The sequence below is a fragment of the Bacillus sp. AK128 genome, from assembly GCF_053903075.1.
Genome location: NZ_CP096379.1, coordinates 2,869,659 through 2,887,109, shown reverse-complemented (window position 1 = coordinate 2,887,109; position 17,451 = coordinate 2,869,659). Strand labels below are relative to the sequence as shown.

The window sequence follows — 17,451 nt, the reverse complement described above, 5'->3', positions numbered from 1 at the left end:
GAGGCTATGCAGGGCAAAATTATTAAAGCATTAAGCGGTTTTTATTATGTATTGAATGAGGAAGGAATAACCCAGTGCCGAGGAAGAGGGGTATTTAGAAAAAATAAAATTACCCCCCTAGTTGGAGATGAGGTTGAATTCCAAGCTGAAAATGAAAGTGAAGGATATATCATGGAGGTTTTGGAGCGGAAAAATGATTTAGTTCGTCCCCCTATTGCCAATGTAGATCAAGCCATACTAGTTTTCTCAGCTGTACAGCCTGACTTTAATCCTTTATTATTAGACCGCTTTCTCGTTTTAATTGAGTCTAAGCATATATTACCAATCATCTGCATTAGTAAAATGGATGTAGTTGACGAAAAGGGAAGACAAAAAATTGATCAATTTGCAGATGACTATCGTCAAGCCGGGTATGATGTATTGCTTACATCAACCAATGAAGCTGAAACGGTTGAATTGCTACTCCCTTATTTTAAAGATAAAATTTCGGTTTTTGCAGGCCAGTCTGGTGTGGGGAAGTCATCAATCTTACAAGTATTGCGACCTGATTTAGTGATAAAGACTGATGAAATCTCAACCCATCTTGGTCGTGGTAAACATACGACACGTCATGTCGAATTAATTGAAATAGGTGATGGGTTTGTAGCTGATACCCCGGGGTTTAGTTCATTGGAGTTTCTTGAAATTGAGGTAGAGGACCTATCTAGCTGTTTTCCTGAAATGCGTCGTATACAGCAAAACTGTAAGTTTAGAGGCTGTACCCATCTTTCAGAGCCTAAGTGTGCGGTAAAAGAGGCGGTACAGGAAGGCTCAATTAAGGAATATCGCTATGAGAATTATCTAGAGTTCCTTCAGGAAATCAAAGATCGAAAGCCGAGGTATTAATGTATGTATAAAATTGCACCTTCTATATTGTCTGCTGATTTTGCCAAGCTTGGAGAAGAAATAAAAAGTGTTGAACAAGCAGGTGCTGATTATATTCATGTGGATGTCATGGATGGACATTTTGTTCCAAACATTACAATTGGTCCGTTAATAGTTGAAGCAATTAGACCGATTACTGCTTTGCCTTTAGATGTTCATTTAATGATTGAAGAACCAGACAATTATATAGAGAGCTTCGCAAAGGCAGGTGCAGATATCATTTCTGTCCATGTCGAGGCTTGTAAGCATCTTCATCGGACGATTCAACATATAAAGGCACAAGGAGTTAAAGCAGGTGTTGTCATCAATCCTGCTACTCCTGCAGAAATGGTTGAACCTATATTAGCTGATATTGATCTCGTACTTGTGATGACCGTTAATCCAGGGTTTGGAGGACAACAATTTATTACTTCTGCTCTACCTAAAATTAATAAAATTGCCAACTGGATAAAAGAAAAAGGATTGAGCGTTGAATTAGAGGTAGATGGTGGCGTGAACCATGAAACTGCAAAATTATGTGTGGAAGCTGGTGCTACTGTGCTCGTTGCAGGATCAGCTATTTTTAATCAATTAGACCGAGTTCAAGCAATCCAAGCATTAAAAAATTAACGGTTTAAAAAAGTGATGTTTAAGTAGTGGAAATAAACAAAATTTTTTAATACAACTTTTAAAAGTAGACTCTTGAGTCTACTTTTTTGATGTAAGGAGGGAGTGTAGAATGGACATTTATATTGTTGCAGGTGGTCCTACAGATTTAATACCAGATTTGAGTCTATATGACAGAGACTCTGTTGTTTGGGTAGGTGTGGATCGGGGCTTATATTACCTGTTAAAGCAAGGAATAGTTCCAGAAATGGGAATAGGGGATTTTGATTCTGTAACCGAGGATGAACTTCTGTGGATGAGGGAAAGATGTGTAAAATTCTCTATTTCCCCGGCTGAAAAGAATCAAACTGATATTGAGCTAGCAATAGATTGGGCTCTAGCGAAAAATCCGAAACGAATCCGTCTATTGGGTGCAACAGGAGGGAGACTTGATCACTCATTAGCTACCATACAGTTATTGACGAAAGGGTTGGCCAATCAGGTTTTATTTGAAATTATTGATCAACAGAATATTTTAACCCTTCTAAATCCAGGTACCTATGAAATTCATCAAGATCCTTGTTATTCATACATATCTTTTCTGCCATTTTCAAGTAATGTCCAAGGTATCCATTTATCCAGGGATTTTAAGTATCCACTTACAGATTGTGATATAAGCTGGGGGACATCTTTGTGTGTTAGTAATGAATTAATTAAAGAAACAGGTACTTTTTCGTTTACTTATGGCATAGTCATAATGGTAAAGAGTAAAGATTAAATTTTTATTAGGTACTGGTACTATTTTTATTTTTACGAATATACTACCTATGAAATCGTACATGATTATTACCCGTAATTTGCTTATAGGAGGGACATTATGAAATTTTATACGATTAAGTTACCGAGGTTTTTAGGTGGAATTGTACGCGCTATGCTAGGTACATTTAAGAAAGAATAGACAACTAGAGTGAAACAACCATCAAATGAATATCTACTAAAGGAGTACCTTTTTCAAGAAGGTACTTCTTTTATTAGGACTAAGTAAGAATGGTTTTGAGGTGAGGTTCTTTATCTAATTTTAGAGAAAAATTAAAAAGACGATGACAATTCATCGTCTTCCACACGTTATTATACGCGTTCTACTTTACCTGACTTAAGTGCTCTTGCAGATACGTATACACGCTTAGGCTTTCCGTTTACTAGAATGCGAACCTTTTGTAGGTTAGCGCCCCAAGAACGTCTGTTAGAGTTCATTGCGTGAGAACGAGAGTTTCCGAAAGAAGCTTTTTTACCAGTTATAACACATTTACGAGCCATTATTTTTCCCTCCTTGCTACCTATATAAATCCAGTATTTAAGAGATACCGCATAAATACTTCTATTTCATCCCAAGGTAAAAATACTTTTTTACTTTATCATAATGATCATCATAATGCAATAATTGAATCAAGAAAAAAACCTTGACATAGTATTTTTTGCTTTGATGTATACTAAATACTAAGGAAACAAGTAAAGAGCGCATTTTTTCTTTTAAATTGAATAATTGTATAGTAAAATGACGATAGCTGTGAATAGAATCCCAAATTAATACTTGGTCTCCTATATGTGGAACTTTAACTAAAGCAAGTTCGAAATTTAAAGGGGGAAAAAATAATGTCCATTGAATTAAAAACACAATACGGTAATATCGATATTTCTAATGACGTCATTACAACCATTGCTGGTGGAGCGGCAGTAGAATGCTATGGAATTGTGGGAATGGCATCAAAAAAACAATTAAAAGATGGGATCGCAGAGATTCTAAAAAAGGAAAACTTTACAAAGGGTGTTGTGGTCCGTCAAGAAAATGATGAGATACATATTGATATGTTCATTATTGTAAGCTATGGAACAAAGATTTCTGAGATTGCTCATAATGTACAAACACAGGTAAAGTATACATTGAATCAAACGCTTGGACTTGCCGTAGAGACAGTAAATATCTATGTGCAGGGTGTTCGGGTAACGAACGTTTAGTGAGGAGGAAAGTTTAGTGACAATTACAACTTTGGATGGAAAGCGATTTGCTCAAATGGTGATCCAGGGAGCAGAAAACTTAGGCAACAATGTGAAAATGGTGGATGCCTTAAACGTTTTCCCGGTACCAGATGGAGATACAGGAACTAATATGAATCTTTCAATTAGTTCAGGTGCTAAGGAAGTTAAGAATAATGTTAATCCCCATATTGGTAAAGTGGGTTCAAGTTTAGCCAAAGGATTGCTGATGGGTGCAAGAGGAAACTCTGGAGTTATTCTTTCCCAATTGTTTAGAGGATTTGCAAAGTCGATTGAACAAAAGGATAAAATCAATAGTGAAGAGTTTGCACAGGCACTTGAAGCAGGAGTAGAGACGGCCTATAAGGCGGTTATGAAGCCTGTGGAAGGAACCATTTTAACAGTTGCAAAGGATGCGGCGAAGCGCGCAAAAGCTGTTGCTAAGAAAGAAAAGGATATTATCGCTCTAATGGAGGAAGTTTTAAAAGAAGCAAAAGCATCGCTTAATCGGACTCCTGACCTACTTCCTGTGTTAAAAGAGGTTGGTGTGGTTGATAGTGGTGGACAAGGATTAGTCATCGTATATGAGGGGTTCCTTGCTGAGCTTAAGGGAGAGAAGCTTCCAAGTGCTTCCACTTCAGGACCATCCATGTCTGACATGGTTAATGCGGAGCACCACAAAAGTGTAGCAAGTCACATTAATACAGAAGATATTGAATTCGGTTATTGCACGGAATTTATGGTCAAATTCGAGAAAGACAAAACGAAAGATCATCCTTTCTCTGAAGAACAGTTCCGCTTAGACCTGAGCGTTCACGGTGATTCTTTATTAGTTATTGCCGATGAAGATCTTGTTAAAGTACATATTCATGCTGAGTATCCAGGTGAAGTTTTAACTTATGGACAAAAGTATGGAAGCCTCATTAATCTTAAGATTGAAAATATGAGACAACAACATACAGATTTCTTAGGTGAGGATTCTTCTTCTCATTCAATGCCAACACCGGTTATCCAACCGAAGGAACAAGCGGAGTTTGGGATTGTAACAGTTGCAATGGGATCTGGTATTGCGGAACTATTTAAGAGCTTAGGAGCCGGGGCTGTCATTGAAGGCGGACAAACCATGAATCCAAGTACTGAGGATATTGTAAAAGCAATCGAAGAAGTAAATGCAAAGCAAGTGTTTATCTTACCGAACAATAGTAATATCGTAATGGCGGCGGAGCAGGCTGCTTCTGTGATGGGTTCTAATGTGGCAGTTGTTCCATCTAAAACCGTGCCACAGGGAATGTCTGCATTACTTGCATTTAATCCAACTTTGAGCCTAGAAGAAAATAGTGAGCTCATGAAGGAAGCTATGGGGAATGTGAAAACGGGCCAAGTAACCTATGCAGTTAGAGATACCACGATTGACGGATTAACGATTGAAAAAGATGATTTCATGGGAATTGCCAATGGTAAAATTGTTGTTACTGAAAGAGAACAGCTTCAAGTCGCAAAGGAATTATTGAAGCAAATGATTAGTGATGAGGATGGAATCATAACGATTTTACAGGGCGAAGACACATTGGACTCTGAAGTTGAAGAATTGACTAAATATCTTGAAAGCGAATACGAAGATTTGGAAGTAGAAGTACATAAAGGGAATCAACCTTTATATTCCTATATCTTCTCAATTGAATAATGCTGTAAACTAATAGAAGGGAGAACTCCCTTCTATTAGTTTGTGGAAAAGATTTTTTAGAAACCAAGATCGTAAAAGGGAGTGGAGTTATGAAATATAAAAGTGTATTTGATATAATTGGACCTATTATGATTGGTCCATCCAGCTCGCATACTGCAGGAGCCGCTCGAATCGGAAGAGTTGCAAGAACATTGTTTGGTAGAGAGCCTAAGTGGGTAAATATCTCTCTTTATGGATCTTTTGCAAAAACCTATAAAGGGCATGGTACAGACGTTGCGATCATAGGTGGTATATTAGACTTTGATACATTTGATGAAAGAATAATATCTTCAATCGAGATTGCCGAAAAGGCAGGTATTTCGATTGATTTTCGTGTGGAAGAAGCGGTAACCGATCATCCTAACACGGCTAGAGTCCATATTGGGGATGAAGATGGAGAATTTGAGGTTGTGGGAATCTCCATCGGTGGAGGGAAAATAGAAATTATTGAATTAAATGGATTTGCCTTAAAGCTATCAGGATCAAATCCAGCTATTTTAGTCGTTCATAATGATAGATATGGCGCGATAGCTGCAGTGTCTAATGTATTAGCTAAGCATGAAATAAATATTGGACATATGGATGTATCTAGAAAAGAAAAAGGTCGACTAGCTTTAATGACGATAGAAGTAGACCAACAAATTGATGATGAGATAATCTCTGAGCTTATGAATCTACCAAACATTACAAACGTAACGAAAATTGTAGATTAGTAATTTATAAAATAACGGACCGATTGAAATTAGAAGGAGTGATTACTTTGTTTAGAAATGTTGCTGAATTAGTAGAACTTGCTGAGTCAAGGAACGTTAAAATCTCTGAAATCATGATTGAACAGGAAATGTCAGTAACAAATCGCTCAAGAGAAAAGATTATTGATCTGATGGACCAAAACCTGACCGTAATGGAACAGGCAGTTGAGCGTGGACTTGCAGGAGTTAAATCTCATTCTGGACTAACTGGTGGAGATGCTGTTCTATTACAAGCTTATATTGAAAAAGGGAACTTTTTATCCGGAGCCACTATATTAGATGCAGTCAGTAAAGCGGTTGCTACCAATGAAGTAAATGCAGCGATGGGGACAATTTGTGCCACTCCGACTGCCGGATCAGCTGGGGTTGTACCAGGAACTTTGTTTGCGGTTAGAGAGAAATTGAAGCCAACCCGTGAACAAATGATTGAGTTTTTATTTACTGCAGGTGCTTTTGGATTTGTCGTAGCGAATAACGCATCTATTTCAGGTGCAGCTGGAGGCTGTCAAGCAGAAGTAGGGTCTGCTTCAGGTATGGCTGCAGCAGCCATTGTAGAGTTAGCAGGTGGTTCTCCTAGTCAAGCTGCTGAAGCGATGGCTATTACTTTGAAAAATATGCTTGGCCTTGTTTGTGATCCTGTAGCTGGCTTAGTTGAGGTTCCGTGTGTTAAACGTAATGCAATGGGTGCTGCTAATGCAATGATTGCTGCTGATATGGCTTTAGCTGGTATTACAAGTCGAATACCTTGTGATGAAGTAATTGATGCTATGTATAAAATTGGTCAAACCATGCCTGTCGCTTTAAGAGAAACCGCTCAAGGAGGGTTAGCGGCAACACCAACTGGCCGAGCGCTAGAAGCCAAAATCTTTGGTATTCCGCTTACAAAACGTGACTAATATCCTTCAACAATCTGTCATAAATGTAAAGGGAGTTGGGGAAGAAACTAGTGCAGCTTTACTCGATATGGGATTACAATCTGTTCTTGATTTACTTGAACATTTACCGTATCGATATGAGGATTACAGATTAAAGGACTTATCAGAGGTTAAACACGAGGAACGGGTGACAATCCAAGGGAAGGTTCATTCAGAGCCCTCCTTAATGTATTTTGGTAAAAAGCGCTCAAGATTAACGACCAGAATCTTAGTAGATCGTTACTTAATTTCTGCAGTTTTCTTTAATCAGCCTTATATAAAAAGTAAGTTAACCCTAGGTTCAGAGGTTACCATAACTGGTAAATGGGATCAGCATAGGCAAACGGTGACTGTTAATGAAGTGAAAATGGGAGGGGTAGAGAGAAATCAGGAATTAAAGCCCCTCTATCATACTAAGGGAGATGTAACGACAAAAGCGTTACAAAGATATATTGCCAATGCTTTTGCACAATACAAAAAAGACATTATTGATAATCTCCCCGCATCCATTAAGAATCGCTATAAGCTTTTATCTAAACGAGAAACTCTTCAATTACTACATTTTCCACAAAACTTTGACGATGTAAAACAAGCTAGAAGAAGAATGGTTTATGAGGAATTTTTATTATTCCAGCTAAAGATGCAAGCCCTTCGTAAATATGAACGAGAAAATTCTGCTGGACATCCACATCAATATAAAGAAGAACAGCTAGAGGCCTTTATTCAAGCTCTGCCTTTTACGTTAACCAATGCACAAACAAATGTGGTAGAAGAGATTACGAGAGATTTGAAGTCACCCTATCGAATGAATCGTTTATTACAAGGGGATGTGGGTTCGGGTAAAACGGTGGTAGCAGCTATTTCTTTATATGCGTCCTATTTATCTGGCTATCAGGGAGCTCTTATGGTGCCCACTGAGATTTTAGCTGAGCAGCATACAGAGGGATTAAGGAGCTTATTAGAACCTTTTGGAATTAGGTTAGAACTTCTTACTTCATCTATTAAGGGTAAACAACGCAAACTTATTTTAGAGGAGTTATCTTTAGGGAAAATCGATTTGCTGATTGGAACACATGCCCTGATTCAAGAGGAAGTTAATTTTCATAAACTTGGTCTAGTGATCACAGATGAACAGCACCGCTTTGGTGTAGAGCAGCGGAGAGTATTACGAGAAAAGGGTGAATCTCCAGATGTACTATTTATGACAGCGACTCCCATACCAAGGACTTTGGCGATTACTGCATTTGGAGAAATGGATGTTTCTATTATCAATGAGCTACCTGCTGGTAGAAAGAAAATTGAAACCTACTGGGTTAAACATGATATGCTCGACCGGGTAATCGGGTTTATAGAGAAGGAGTTAGCTAAAGGTAGACAAGCCTATGTGATTTGTCCATTAATTGAAGAATCAGAGCATTTAGATGTTCAAAATGCGATTGACGTTCATAGTATGCTAACTCATACCTTCTCTAAGAATTATGGAGTAGGACTCATGCACGGTAGATTACCAACTGATGAAAAAGAACAGGTAATGAGAGCATTTAGTGCAAATGAAGTACAAATACTTGTTTCGACAACAGTTGTAGAAGTAGGCGTTAATGTCCCAAATGCATCAATTATGGTAATCTACGATGCTGAACGGTTTGGACTTTCGCAGCTACACCAACTAAGAGGAAGGGTTGGTCGAGGAGCTGAGCAGTCTTATTGTATTCTCTTAGCAGATCCGAAGTCAGAAAACGGGAAAGAAAGAATGAGGATCATGACGGAAACTAATGATGGGTTTGTTCTTTCTGAAAAGGATTTAGAATTAAGGGGACCGGGGGACTTTTTTGGACGCAAGCAAAGTGGAGTTCCTGAATTTAAAGTTGCTGATATGGTCCATGATTATCGGGCACTAGAAGTAGCAAGACAGGACGCTATTCAGCTGATTCAATCTCCCGCTTTTTGGGAAAGTGAAGATTATAAATATCTGAGGGAATTAGTAGAAGCATCCGGAGCATTGGCTGGTGAAAAACTCGATTAATACCAAATGCAACTTCAAGTAATTTGTGTTTTTTGAACCTATACGAAATAATTGATAAGGGGAGTAGGTGCAGAGAAATGGTTGCATTCTGCTCCCCTAAATTATATACTACTGTTAGTACCTAGTCTTAATAGTTTGAAAGGTGTCTTTATGAGAAAAAATAAACAAGAGAGACAGCAACTTCTTCTAGAAACAATAGGAGAAAATCCTTTTACGACAGATGAAGAATTAGCTGAGAAATTTTCGGTAAGTATTCAAACAATACGATTGGACCGCCTAGAGCTCTCGATTCCAGAGCTCCGTGAACGAATAAAGAATGTGGCTGAGAAACAGCTTGTTAAGGAAGTGCGCTCATTACCTATTGAAGAAGTTATTGGAGAAATTATTGATTTTGAACTAGATCAATCAGCTATTTCAATCTTTGATGTGAAGGAAGAGCATGTGTTCAAAAGAAATAGAATTGCAAGAGGTCATCATCTTTTTGCCCAAGCCAATTCATTAGCAGTAGCAGTTATCAATGATGAATTAGCCTTAACTGCGAAAGCGAATATACGCTTCACCAGACAGGTAAAAGCCGGTGAGCGTGTGGTGGCAAAGGCGAAGGTTTCGTCAGTTGATAAGGAAAAAGAGCGAACGCAGGTTGAAGTAAATAGCTTCGTAGGAAATGAGCTTGTTTTTTCTGGTGAGTTTCATATGTTCAGATCAAGTATCGCAGAACATGAGTAGGCTTATCCTTGAATAGGAGGGGAAGAAGTGAAAATAGCAATAGATGCTATGGGGGGCGACCATGCTCCAGATGAGGTAGTAAAAGGTGCTCTACAAGCAATTCAAGCATTTTCTGATATATCCATTACGTTAGTGGGGGACCAAACAAAAATTGATCCACTTTTAACTTCTAAAGAAAGAATTACTGTAATACATACAGATGAAGTAATAGAAGCAACAGATGAGCCGGTTCGAGCCGTCAGAAGGAAAAAGAATTCCTCAATGGTCTTGATGGCAAAGGAAGTAAGTGAAGGTAGAGCAGATGCGTGTATTTCTGCAGGAAACACAGGGGCCTTAATGACAGCAGGATTATTTGTAGTTGGACGAATTGAGGGGATTGATCGACCAGCATTATCACCTACCCTTCCGACGATCAATGGTGATGGCTTTCTATTTTTAGATGTGGGTGCCAATGCTGATGCAAAGCCTGAGCATTTACTGCAATATGCAATTATGGGTTCTATCTATGCTGAAAAGGTTAGAGGGAAACAAAACCCAAGAATAGGTTTATTGAATGTTGGAACGGAGGAAAAGAAAGGAAATGAATTAACTAGAGAGGCTTACCAGTTAATTGCTAATTCCGATCTTAATTTTATAGGGAATGTGGAAGCACGTGATTTAATGGATGGTGTTGCTGACGTTGTTGTGACAGATGGATTTACGGGGAATGTTGCGTTAAAGACAATCGAAGGAACGGCATTATCTGTGTTTACTATGCTTAAAGGAGCACTAACTAGTAGCGTGACAGCTAAACTTGCTGCCGCAGTTCTTAAGCCTAAGCTAAAAGTGTTAAAGCAAACAATGGATTATTCGGATTATGGTGGAGCTGGTTTATTTGGTCTAAAGGCTCCAGTAATTAAAGCCCATGGTTCATCCAATGCGAATGCAATGTTCCATGCAATTAGACAGACTAGAGAAATACTAGATAATAAAGTGACTGAAATCTTTGTTTCGGCATTTGAAAAGAAAGAATAGTATTGAACGTGGGGGAGGAGAATTAAAATGAGTAAAATTGCTTTTATTTTTCCTGGACAAGGTTCTCAAGCTGTTGGCATGGGGAGTCAATTGGCAGGTCTTTATCCTGAGGTTCAGGCAATTTTTGATAAAGCTGATGAAAAATTAGGTACTTCCTTATCATCTATTATTTTTGAAGGACCTCAAGAGCAGCTTACACTAACTGTTAATACTCAGCCTGCGCTTTTAACGACAAGTATAGCCATTTATGAGAAGTTCAAGCAATCCGGTATTATTCCTGATTATGTGGCAGGTCATAGCCTTGGTGAGTATACGGCACTAGTTGCAGCAGAAAGTATGTCATTTGAGGACGGCGTATTTGCTGTAAGAAAACGTGGAGAATTCATGGAGGAAGCCGTTCCGGCAGGACTTGGTGCTATGGCTGCAGTGCTTGGGATGGAAGCCGGCCAGCTTGAAGAAGTGACCCGCTCTATTACAAATGAGGGAAATCCTGTTCAGTTAGCTAACCTTAATTGCCCAGGACAAATCGTTATATCTGGCTCAGCCAAAGGGGTAGAATTAGCCTCAGCCCTTGCTAGAGAAAAGGGAGCAAAAAGAGTGATACCATTAGAGGTAAGCGGGCCTTTCCATTCTTCCCTTATGATGCCAGCTGCAGAGAAACTTAAGGAAACCCTAAATGCAATCACGATTAGTGAAGCCAAAGTTCCGGTGATTGCCAATGTTACGGCCTTACCGATGACAGGTGCGGAAACTATTAAAGAAAAGCTAGTAGAACAACTGTATTCACCGGTGAGATGGCAGCAATCTGTCGAGAAGATGGTTGAGCTTGGTGTAGATACTTTTATAGAAATCGGCCCAGGTAAGGTGTTATCTGGACTCGTTAAAAAGGTAGATCGTTCCCTAAAAACCTTTGCAGCATATGACGAAGAAACTTTAATAGCTACAATTGAGAAGCTAAAGGGGGAAAAATAATGTTTGATGGAAAAGTTGCATTAGTTACTGGTGCTTCAAGAGGCATAGGAAAGGCAATTGCATTAGAATTAGCTGCTAAAGGAGCATCGGTTGCTGTAAATTATGCGGGTAGTGAGGCAAAGGCTAATGAGGTTGTGGATGAAATAAAAGCACTTGGTAGGGAAGCAATTGCTATTCAAGCGGATGTTTCAAGTAGTGAAGCTGTAACTGACATGATTAAAAAAGTGATTGAAACATTTGGTAGCCTTGATATTCTCGTTAATAATGCAGGTATCACTAGAGATAACTTATTAATGAGAATGAAGGAAGAGGAATGGGATGCGGTGATCAACACCAATTTAAAAGGTGTTTATCAATGTACAAAAGGGGTAACTCGCCAGATGATGAAGCAAAGAAGTGGTAAAATTATTAACATAGCTTCCATTGTAGGGGTTAGCGGAAATCCGGGCCAAGCAAATTATGTTGCTGCTAAAGCGGGTGTCATTGGTTTAACTAAAACTGTGGCAAAGGAACTTTCAAGCCGTAACATTAATGTGAATGCAATTGCACCAGGATTTATCACGACAGACATGACGGACGAATTAGCTGAGGACGTAAAAGCGGAAATGCTAAAGCAAATCCCCCTAGCACGTTTTGGTGAGCCACAGGATATTGCGAAGGTCGTTTCTTTTCTAGCATCAGAAGATAGTAAGTATATGACAGGTCAAACCTTGCATGTAGATGGCGGAATGGTCATGTAATCTCGATAGAGACTAGTAATTTTTACTAGGATTGACTATAATATCTTGAGGGGAGGTGAATATCAATGGCAGACGTTTTAGAACGTGTAACAAAGATTGTTGTAGATCGTCTTGGAGTAGACGAGGCTGAAGTTAAGCCAGAAGCTAAATTCAAGGATGATTTAGGAGCAGATTCCCTAGACGTAGTTGAACTTGTAATGGAATTAGAGGACGAGTTTGATATGGAAATCTCTGATGAGGATGCTGAAAAGATTGTAACAGTAGGAGATGCTGTTAATTACATACAAGCAAGTCTATAATAGACTCTTTTATTCTCAATCAAAGATTTGACATGTTAAGTCCCGTATTCGATACGGGACTTTCTTGCCTTTTTTTAACAAGAGGTATAGTTTGAAATGCAGATCGGCAAATAGCCTGGAGGAAAGTTTTATGAAATCAACGAATAGAAAGTCATTTAACACACAAAAGATAGCATTTCGAGCATTTCAAGAGAAAGTCGGATTAAATTTTCAGAATGAAAAGCTCTTGTATCAAGCTTTTACTCATTCATCTTATGTGAATGAGCATCGTAGAAGACCGTTTGAAGATAATGAACGGCTTGAATTTTTAGGGGATGCTGTATTAGAATTAACCATTTCTAAATATCTATTTGAAACATACCCAACAATGAGTGAGGGAGAATTAACAAAGCTCCGTGCATCGATTGTTTGTGAGCCCTCTCTTGTTAGATTTGCAAATGATCTAAACTTTGGCGAATTAATCCTATTAGGTAAAGGAGAAGAACTAACTGGAGGGCGTGCACGTCCAGCTTTACTAGCGGATGTATTTGAAGCCTTTATTGGAGCCTTATATTTAGATCAAGGAATCGAGCAGGTATGGAACTTTTTAGAGTTGGTCATTTTCCCTAAAATTAAAAAGGGTGCTTTTTCTCATGTGATGGATTTCAAAAGCCAGCTACAAGAGTTAATTCAACGAGATGGTAGTGGTGTGATTGAGTATAAGGTTCTTCATGAAAAAGGGCCGGCTCATAATCGAATATTCGAATCCCGTGTTTATCTAAATGGTGAGACCCTTGGGACGGGTGTTGGAAAATCGAAAAAAGAGGCAGAACAACAAGCTGCACAAATGGCTTTAGAAGGTCTGAAAAACAGATAGTCTGTTTTGAACATCTTTTCATTTTAACTCTCATTTACTAAGATAGAGTCTCTCGTAGACGCCCATTAAAAAGAGTGTTTTGGTATGAATGTCAATTCATGATTTATCGGTGGCAACAATATGATGCAAAAAAAGGAATCCCTTTGAAAATAGGGGATTCCTTCTTCATTTTATGATAAAATCAAGCAGTATATAGTTTTTTGATAGGACCTTATAAAGAAAATTGTTTTTAATATAGCTATCTTAAAATAACAGATCGTTAATCGTATACAGGAACATGGCATTTTTAATTAATAAGATTATTTTGTAGGAGGGGAATCGATGTTCCTCAAACGTTTAGATATAGTAGGCTTTAAATCCTTTGCAGAGCGAGTTTCCGTGGATTTTGTACCTGGAGTTACCGCTGTGGTAGGACCAAATGGTAGTGGGAAAAGTAACATAACCGATGCGATCAGGTGGGTGCTAGGGGAGCAATCTGCCAAATCACTTCGTGGTGCAAAGATGGAAGATATTATCTTTGCAGGAAGCGACTCTAGAAAATCATTAAACGTGGCAGAGGTTACTTTAACACTAGATAATGAGGATCAATTTCTACCTATCGATTATCATGAGGTAAGTGTAACAAGAAGAGTTTTTCGATCAGGTGATTCTGAGTTTTTAATTAATAAACAAACCTGTAGACTAAAGGATATTGTTGATCTATTTATGGACTCAGGTCTTGGAAGAGAAGCCTTTTCGATTATCTCCCAAGGCAAGGTAGAAGAAATTTTAAGTAGTAAGTCAGAAGAAAGAAGAACTATTTTTGAAGAGGCAGCCGGGGTTTTAAAATATAAGACTCGTAAAAAGAAAGCAGAAAGTAAACTTGCTGATGCACAAGATAATCTTAATCGCGTAGAGGATATTCTACATGAATTAGAAACCCAGCTAGAGCCTTTAAAAATACAGTCATCGGTCGCCAAGGATTATTTAGAAAAGAAAGATGAACTCGAAAAGTTCGAGGTAGCATTAACTGTTTATGAAATTGAGGACCTCCATTCAAAATGGAAGACTCTTTTAGAACAATTAGAACAACACAAGGACCAGGAGCTTAAGCTGGCATCAGTTATTCAACGTGAGGAAGCTCAAGTTGAAACCATTCGAAATGATATTCGTGATTTTGATGAGTCAATTTCTGAGCTTCAAGAAGTTCTTTTACTAACAACCGGAGAACTTGAAAAGCTTGAAGGACAAAAAGAAGTGTTAAAGGAAAGAAAGAAAAATGCTTCACAAAATCAAGGACAGCTAGAAAAAACTGTCATCGAGAATGAACATAAAGCGGTTAGGTACCAAGAGCAACTAGTCACTGAATTAAGTACACTCAATGAGTTAAAAGAGAATGTTAAAGCTTTAACGAAGGAGCTTACCTCCAATGAACAACAATTTGGTTCATTCAATGAGAACATGGAGGAGATACTTGAAAATATAAAAAGTGATTATATCGAACACTTGAATGAACAAGCTTCTAAACGAAATGAATTATCTCATATTTCTGAGCAATATAAGCAACAGCAGGTTAAAAATGAGCGTCTTGAACAATCGAATGGGAAATTCGTTCAACTACGAAATGAACTAACCGAAAAGAAGAACGAGTTACTCAAAAAGTTGGAGGAATTACAGGTAACCCTTAATCAACAAATTGATGAGTATAGAAGGCTGCAAGTCAAACTCGAGAAAACGAAGGAAGATTATCAGAAGAAAGAAACGATGCTGTACCAAAGCTATCAAATCCTTCAGCAAACAAAGTCAAGAAAAGAAACACTAGAAGAAATGCAAGAAGACTACTCTGGTTTTTTTCAAGGGGTAAGAGAAGTATTAAAAGCACGTGATCATAAATTAGATGGAATTGATGGAGCTGTTGCTGAACTCATTTCTGTTCCAAAGGAATATGAGACTGCATTGGAGATTGCTTTAGGTGCATCCATGCAGCATATCGTTGTCGATCATGAAACAAATGCTAGAAAAGCTATCCAGTTTTTAAAGCAAAATCATTTTGGTCGTGCTACGTTCTTACCTTTATCAATTATAACTGGAAAAAAGGTCCCAGAAGATCAACTAAGAAGGTTGAAATCACATGATTCTTTTATTGGAATTGCAGCTGACCTCATCACGTATCAAGCAAAATATGAAAATGTGATTGGTAGCTTAATAGGGAATGTGATTATAACAAAGGACCTAAAGGGTGCCAATGATATCGCGAAACTCATTAATTATCGTTATCGTCTCGTTACACTGGAAGGAGATGTTGTCAGTCCAGGTGGAGCTATGACAGGTGGGGCGGTAAAACAAAAGTCAAATTCATTATTAGGTAGACAGCGAGAGTTAGAACAACTTACGACTAGATTAACAGAAATTCAAGAGAAAACGGTTAAGCTTGAAGAGTATGTAAAGAACCAGAAAAAGACTATACTAGATGATGAAACACTTTTAAACGAGCAACGAGCAGCTGGAGAAGAATTGCGTTTTAAAGAACAGGCATTAAAGTCAAGTGTTCGTGAGGTGGAGCTTGAAGAAAAGAGTTTAAACGAGCGTCTATCCATGTACGACCACGAAAAGGAAATGTTCATAGCAGACCAAGAACAGATGTCAGCTAGAAAACAAGTGCTAGTAGACGAGCTTAACAAACTTCAAGCTAAGATTGCTCAGTTGGATTTAGAAATCAAACAATTAACAGAGCAAAAAGTGAAGCAACAAGCTTCGAAGGAAACGCTTCAAGCCGACATTACAAATATACGAGTAGAGCTCGCGGAAAGAAAGCAAGCGTTAATGAACCAACAGGAAAAAACAGATCGCCTTCAAAACGAGCTACTTGAAACTGAACAGCTTGTAAAGATTACGAAAGAGGATCTAGCGCTATTATCCAGTGAAATGACTTCAACCGATTCAGGTGAAGAAAAATTAGATCAGTTAGCTAAGCAAAAGATGTTAGATAAGACTGATACCTTAGAGCTTATTTCCTCTAGACGTGAAGAACGCCTTCAACTTCAAACGAAAATGGAGGATATAGAGAATGAACTGAAAGAAATAAGACGTCAATACAAGCAAATGGTCGAAGTCGTGAAGGATGAGGAAGTGAAAAGTAACCGACTTGATGTGGAGCTTGAGAACCGTTTAACTCATCTTCGTGAAGAATATATGCTTACCTTTGAAGCCGCTAAGGAAAAATATCCTCTTACTGTTGAGAGTGATGATGCAAGAAGAAGAGTCAAACTTATCAAACTTGCAATTGAAGAGCTTGGTTCTGTCAATCTAGGAGCGATTGAGGAGTACGAACGAGTATCTGAGCGCCACCATTTCCTCCTAGAGCAAAAGAATGATTTAGTGGAAGCAAAAGATACTTTATTTAGAGTAATAGGTGAAATGGATGAAGAGATGAAAAAGAGGTTTGAAACAACATTCTCAGCGATTCGTTCCCATTTTGAAGGAGTTTTCCGCTCTCTATTTGGTGGAGGGAGAGCTGATCTTAGGCTTACGAATCCAGAGGATTTGTTAAATACAGGTGTCGATATTGTCGCCCAACCACCAGGGAAAAAGCTTCAAAACTTAGGGCTATTATCTGGTGGAGAGCGTGCTCTTACAGCAATTGCTTTATTATTCTCGATTTTAAAGGTAAGGCCAGTCCCATTTTGCGTATTAGATGAAGTAGAGGCTGCCTTAGATGATGCAAATGTTCATCGATTTGGTTTGTATTTAAAAAAGTTCAGTCAAGAAACACAGTTTATTGTGATTACCCATCGTAAGGGAACGATGGAAGAAAGTGATGTATTATACGGAGTGACGATGCAGGAATCTGGAGTTTCAAAGCTTGTATCAGTAAGGCTAGAAGATTCTAAGGAACTCGTTGGTATATAGT

17 protein-coding genes are annotated in these 17,451 nt (G+C 38.4%); 16 read left to right on the top strand and 1 reads right to left on the bottom strand.

What is annotated here, in order from left to right; genetic code table 11:
- The first annotated feature begins 6 nt into the window (after positions 1–6).
- The 4 genes from rsgA (at position 7) to spoVM (ending at position 2,467) form a co-directional block, all read left to right on the top strand.
- On the top strand, positions 7–885 hold the full coding sequence (rsgA, locus tag M1D60_RS14445) for a ribosome small subunit-dependent GTPase A (protein ID WP_456275540.1): 879 nt from the start codon (positions 7–9) through the stop codon (positions 883–885).
- A gap of 3 nt (positions 886–888) precedes the next feature.
- Positions 889–1,533: a ribulose-phosphate 3-epimerase gene (rpe, locus tag M1D60_RS14440; protein WP_456275539.1), complete on the top strand. Its 645-nt coding sequence runs from the start codon at positions 889–891 to the stop codon at positions 1,531–1,533.
- A gap of 109 nt (positions 1,534–1,642) precedes the next feature.
- Positions 1,643–2,287 carry a thiamine diphosphokinase gene (locus M1D60_RS14435; protein WP_456275538.1) on the top strand — a complete coding sequence of 215 codons (645 nt, stop codon included), beginning with the start codon at positions 1,643–1,645 and terminating at the stop codon, positions 2,285–2,287.
- Between the two features lie 99 nt (positions 2,288–2,386).
- Positions 2,387–2,467, top strand: a complete 81-nt coding sequence (gene spoVM / locus M1D60_RS14430) for a stage V sporulation protein SpoVM (RefSeq protein WP_456279454.1) — start codon at positions 2,387–2,389, stop codon at positions 2,465–2,467.
- A 170-nt stretch (positions 2,468–2,637) separates the two neighbouring features.
- On the opposite strand, the gene rpmB is transcribed toward spoVM, so the two are convergent.
- Positions 2,638–2,826, bottom strand: a complete 189-nt coding sequence (gene rpmB, locus M1D60_RS14425; RefSeq protein WP_149219258.1) for a 50S ribosomal protein L28 — start codon at positions 2,824–2,826, stop codon at positions 2,638–2,640.
- A 336-nt stretch (positions 2,827–3,162) separates the two neighbouring features.
- On the opposite strand from rpmB, the gene M1D60_RS14420 reads away from it, so the two are divergent.
- The 12 genes from M1D60_RS14420 (at position 3,163) to smc (ending at position 17,450) form a co-directional block, all read left to right on the top strand.
- The gene (locus M1D60_RS14420) at positions 3,163–3,525 is read left to right on the top strand and encodes an Asp23/Gls24 family envelope stress response protein (RefSeq protein ID WP_456275537.1); all 363 of its coding nucleotides are present in this window, start codon (positions 3,163–3,165) and stop codon (positions 3,523–3,525) included.
- Positions 3,526–3,541: 16 nt separating this feature from the next.
- Positions 3,542–5,227 carry a DAK2 domain-containing protein gene (locus M1D60_RS14415; RefSeq protein WP_456275536.1) on the top strand — a complete coding sequence of 562 codons (1,686 nt, stop codon included), beginning with the start codon at positions 3,542–3,544 and terminating at the stop codon, positions 5,225–5,227.
- Positions 5,228–5,316: 89 nt separating this feature from the next.
- Complete coding sequence (gene sdaAB / locus M1D60_RS14410; RefSeq protein ID WP_456275535.1) at positions 5,317–5,979, top strand: L-serine ammonia-lyase, iron-sulfur-dependent subunit beta; 663 nt, start codon at positions 5,317–5,319, stop codon at positions 5,977–5,979.
- A gap of 47 nt (positions 5,980–6,026) precedes the next feature.
- Complete coding sequence (gene sdaAA, locus M1D60_RS14405; RefSeq protein WP_456275534.1) at positions 6,027–6,914, top strand: L-serine ammonia-lyase, iron-sulfur-dependent, subunit alpha; 888 nt, start codon at positions 6,027–6,029, stop codon at positions 6,912–6,914.
- Complete coding sequence (gene recG / locus M1D60_RS14400) at positions 6,907–8,955, top strand: ATP-dependent DNA helicase RecG (RefSeq protein WP_456279453.1); 2,049 nt, start codon at positions 6,907–6,909, stop codon at positions 8,953–8,955. Before sdaAA ends, recG begins: the two co-directional genes overlap by 8 nt.
- 150 nt (positions 8,956–9,105) lie before the next feature.
- Positions 9,106–9,681 carry a transcription factor FapR gene (fapR, locus tag M1D60_RS14395; RefSeq protein WP_456275533.1) on the top strand — a complete coding sequence of 192 codons (576 nt, stop codon included), beginning with the start codon at positions 9,106–9,108 and terminating at the stop codon, positions 9,679–9,681.
- A gap of 27 nt (positions 9,682–9,708) precedes the next feature.
- Positions 9,709–10,695 carry a phosphate acyltransferase PlsX gene (gene plsX / locus M1D60_RS14390; RefSeq protein ID WP_456275532.1) on the top strand — a complete coding sequence of 329 codons (987 nt, stop codon included), beginning with the start codon at positions 9,709–9,711 and terminating at the stop codon, positions 10,693–10,695.
- A 27-nt stretch (positions 10,696–10,722) separates the two neighbouring features.
- On the top strand, positions 10,723–11,667 hold the full coding sequence (fabD, locus tag M1D60_RS14385) for an ACP S-malonyltransferase (RefSeq protein ID WP_456275531.1): 945 nt from the start codon (positions 10,723–10,725) through the stop codon (positions 11,665–11,667).
- Positions 11,667–12,407 (top strand): 3-oxoacyl-[acyl-carrier-protein] reductase, encoded by a 741-nt coding sequence (fabG, locus tag M1D60_RS14380; protein ID WP_456275530.1) that lies wholly within the window; start codon positions 11,667–11,669, stop codon positions 12,405–12,407. The genes fabD and fabG overlap by 1 nt, the downstream gene beginning before the upstream one ends.
- Positions 12,408–12,472: 65 nt before the next feature.
- Positions 12,473–12,706 carry an acyl carrier protein gene (gene acpP, locus M1D60_RS14375; protein ID WP_456275529.1) on the top strand — a complete coding sequence of 78 codons (234 nt, stop codon included), beginning with the start codon at positions 12,473–12,475 and terminating at the stop codon, positions 12,704–12,706.
- 130 nt (positions 12,707–12,836) lie between these two features.
- Complete coding sequence (rnc, locus tag M1D60_RS14370; RefSeq protein WP_456275528.1) at positions 12,837–13,562, top strand: ribonuclease III; 726 nt, start codon at positions 12,837–12,839, stop codon at positions 13,560–13,562.
- 321 nt (positions 13,563–13,883) lie between these two features.
- On the top strand, positions 13,884–17,450 hold the full coding sequence (smc, locus tag M1D60_RS14365) for a chromosome segregation protein SMC (RefSeq protein ID WP_456275527.1): 3,567 nt from the start codon (positions 13,884–13,886) through the stop codon (positions 17,448–17,450).
- Position 17,451 lies beyond the last annotated feature (1 nt).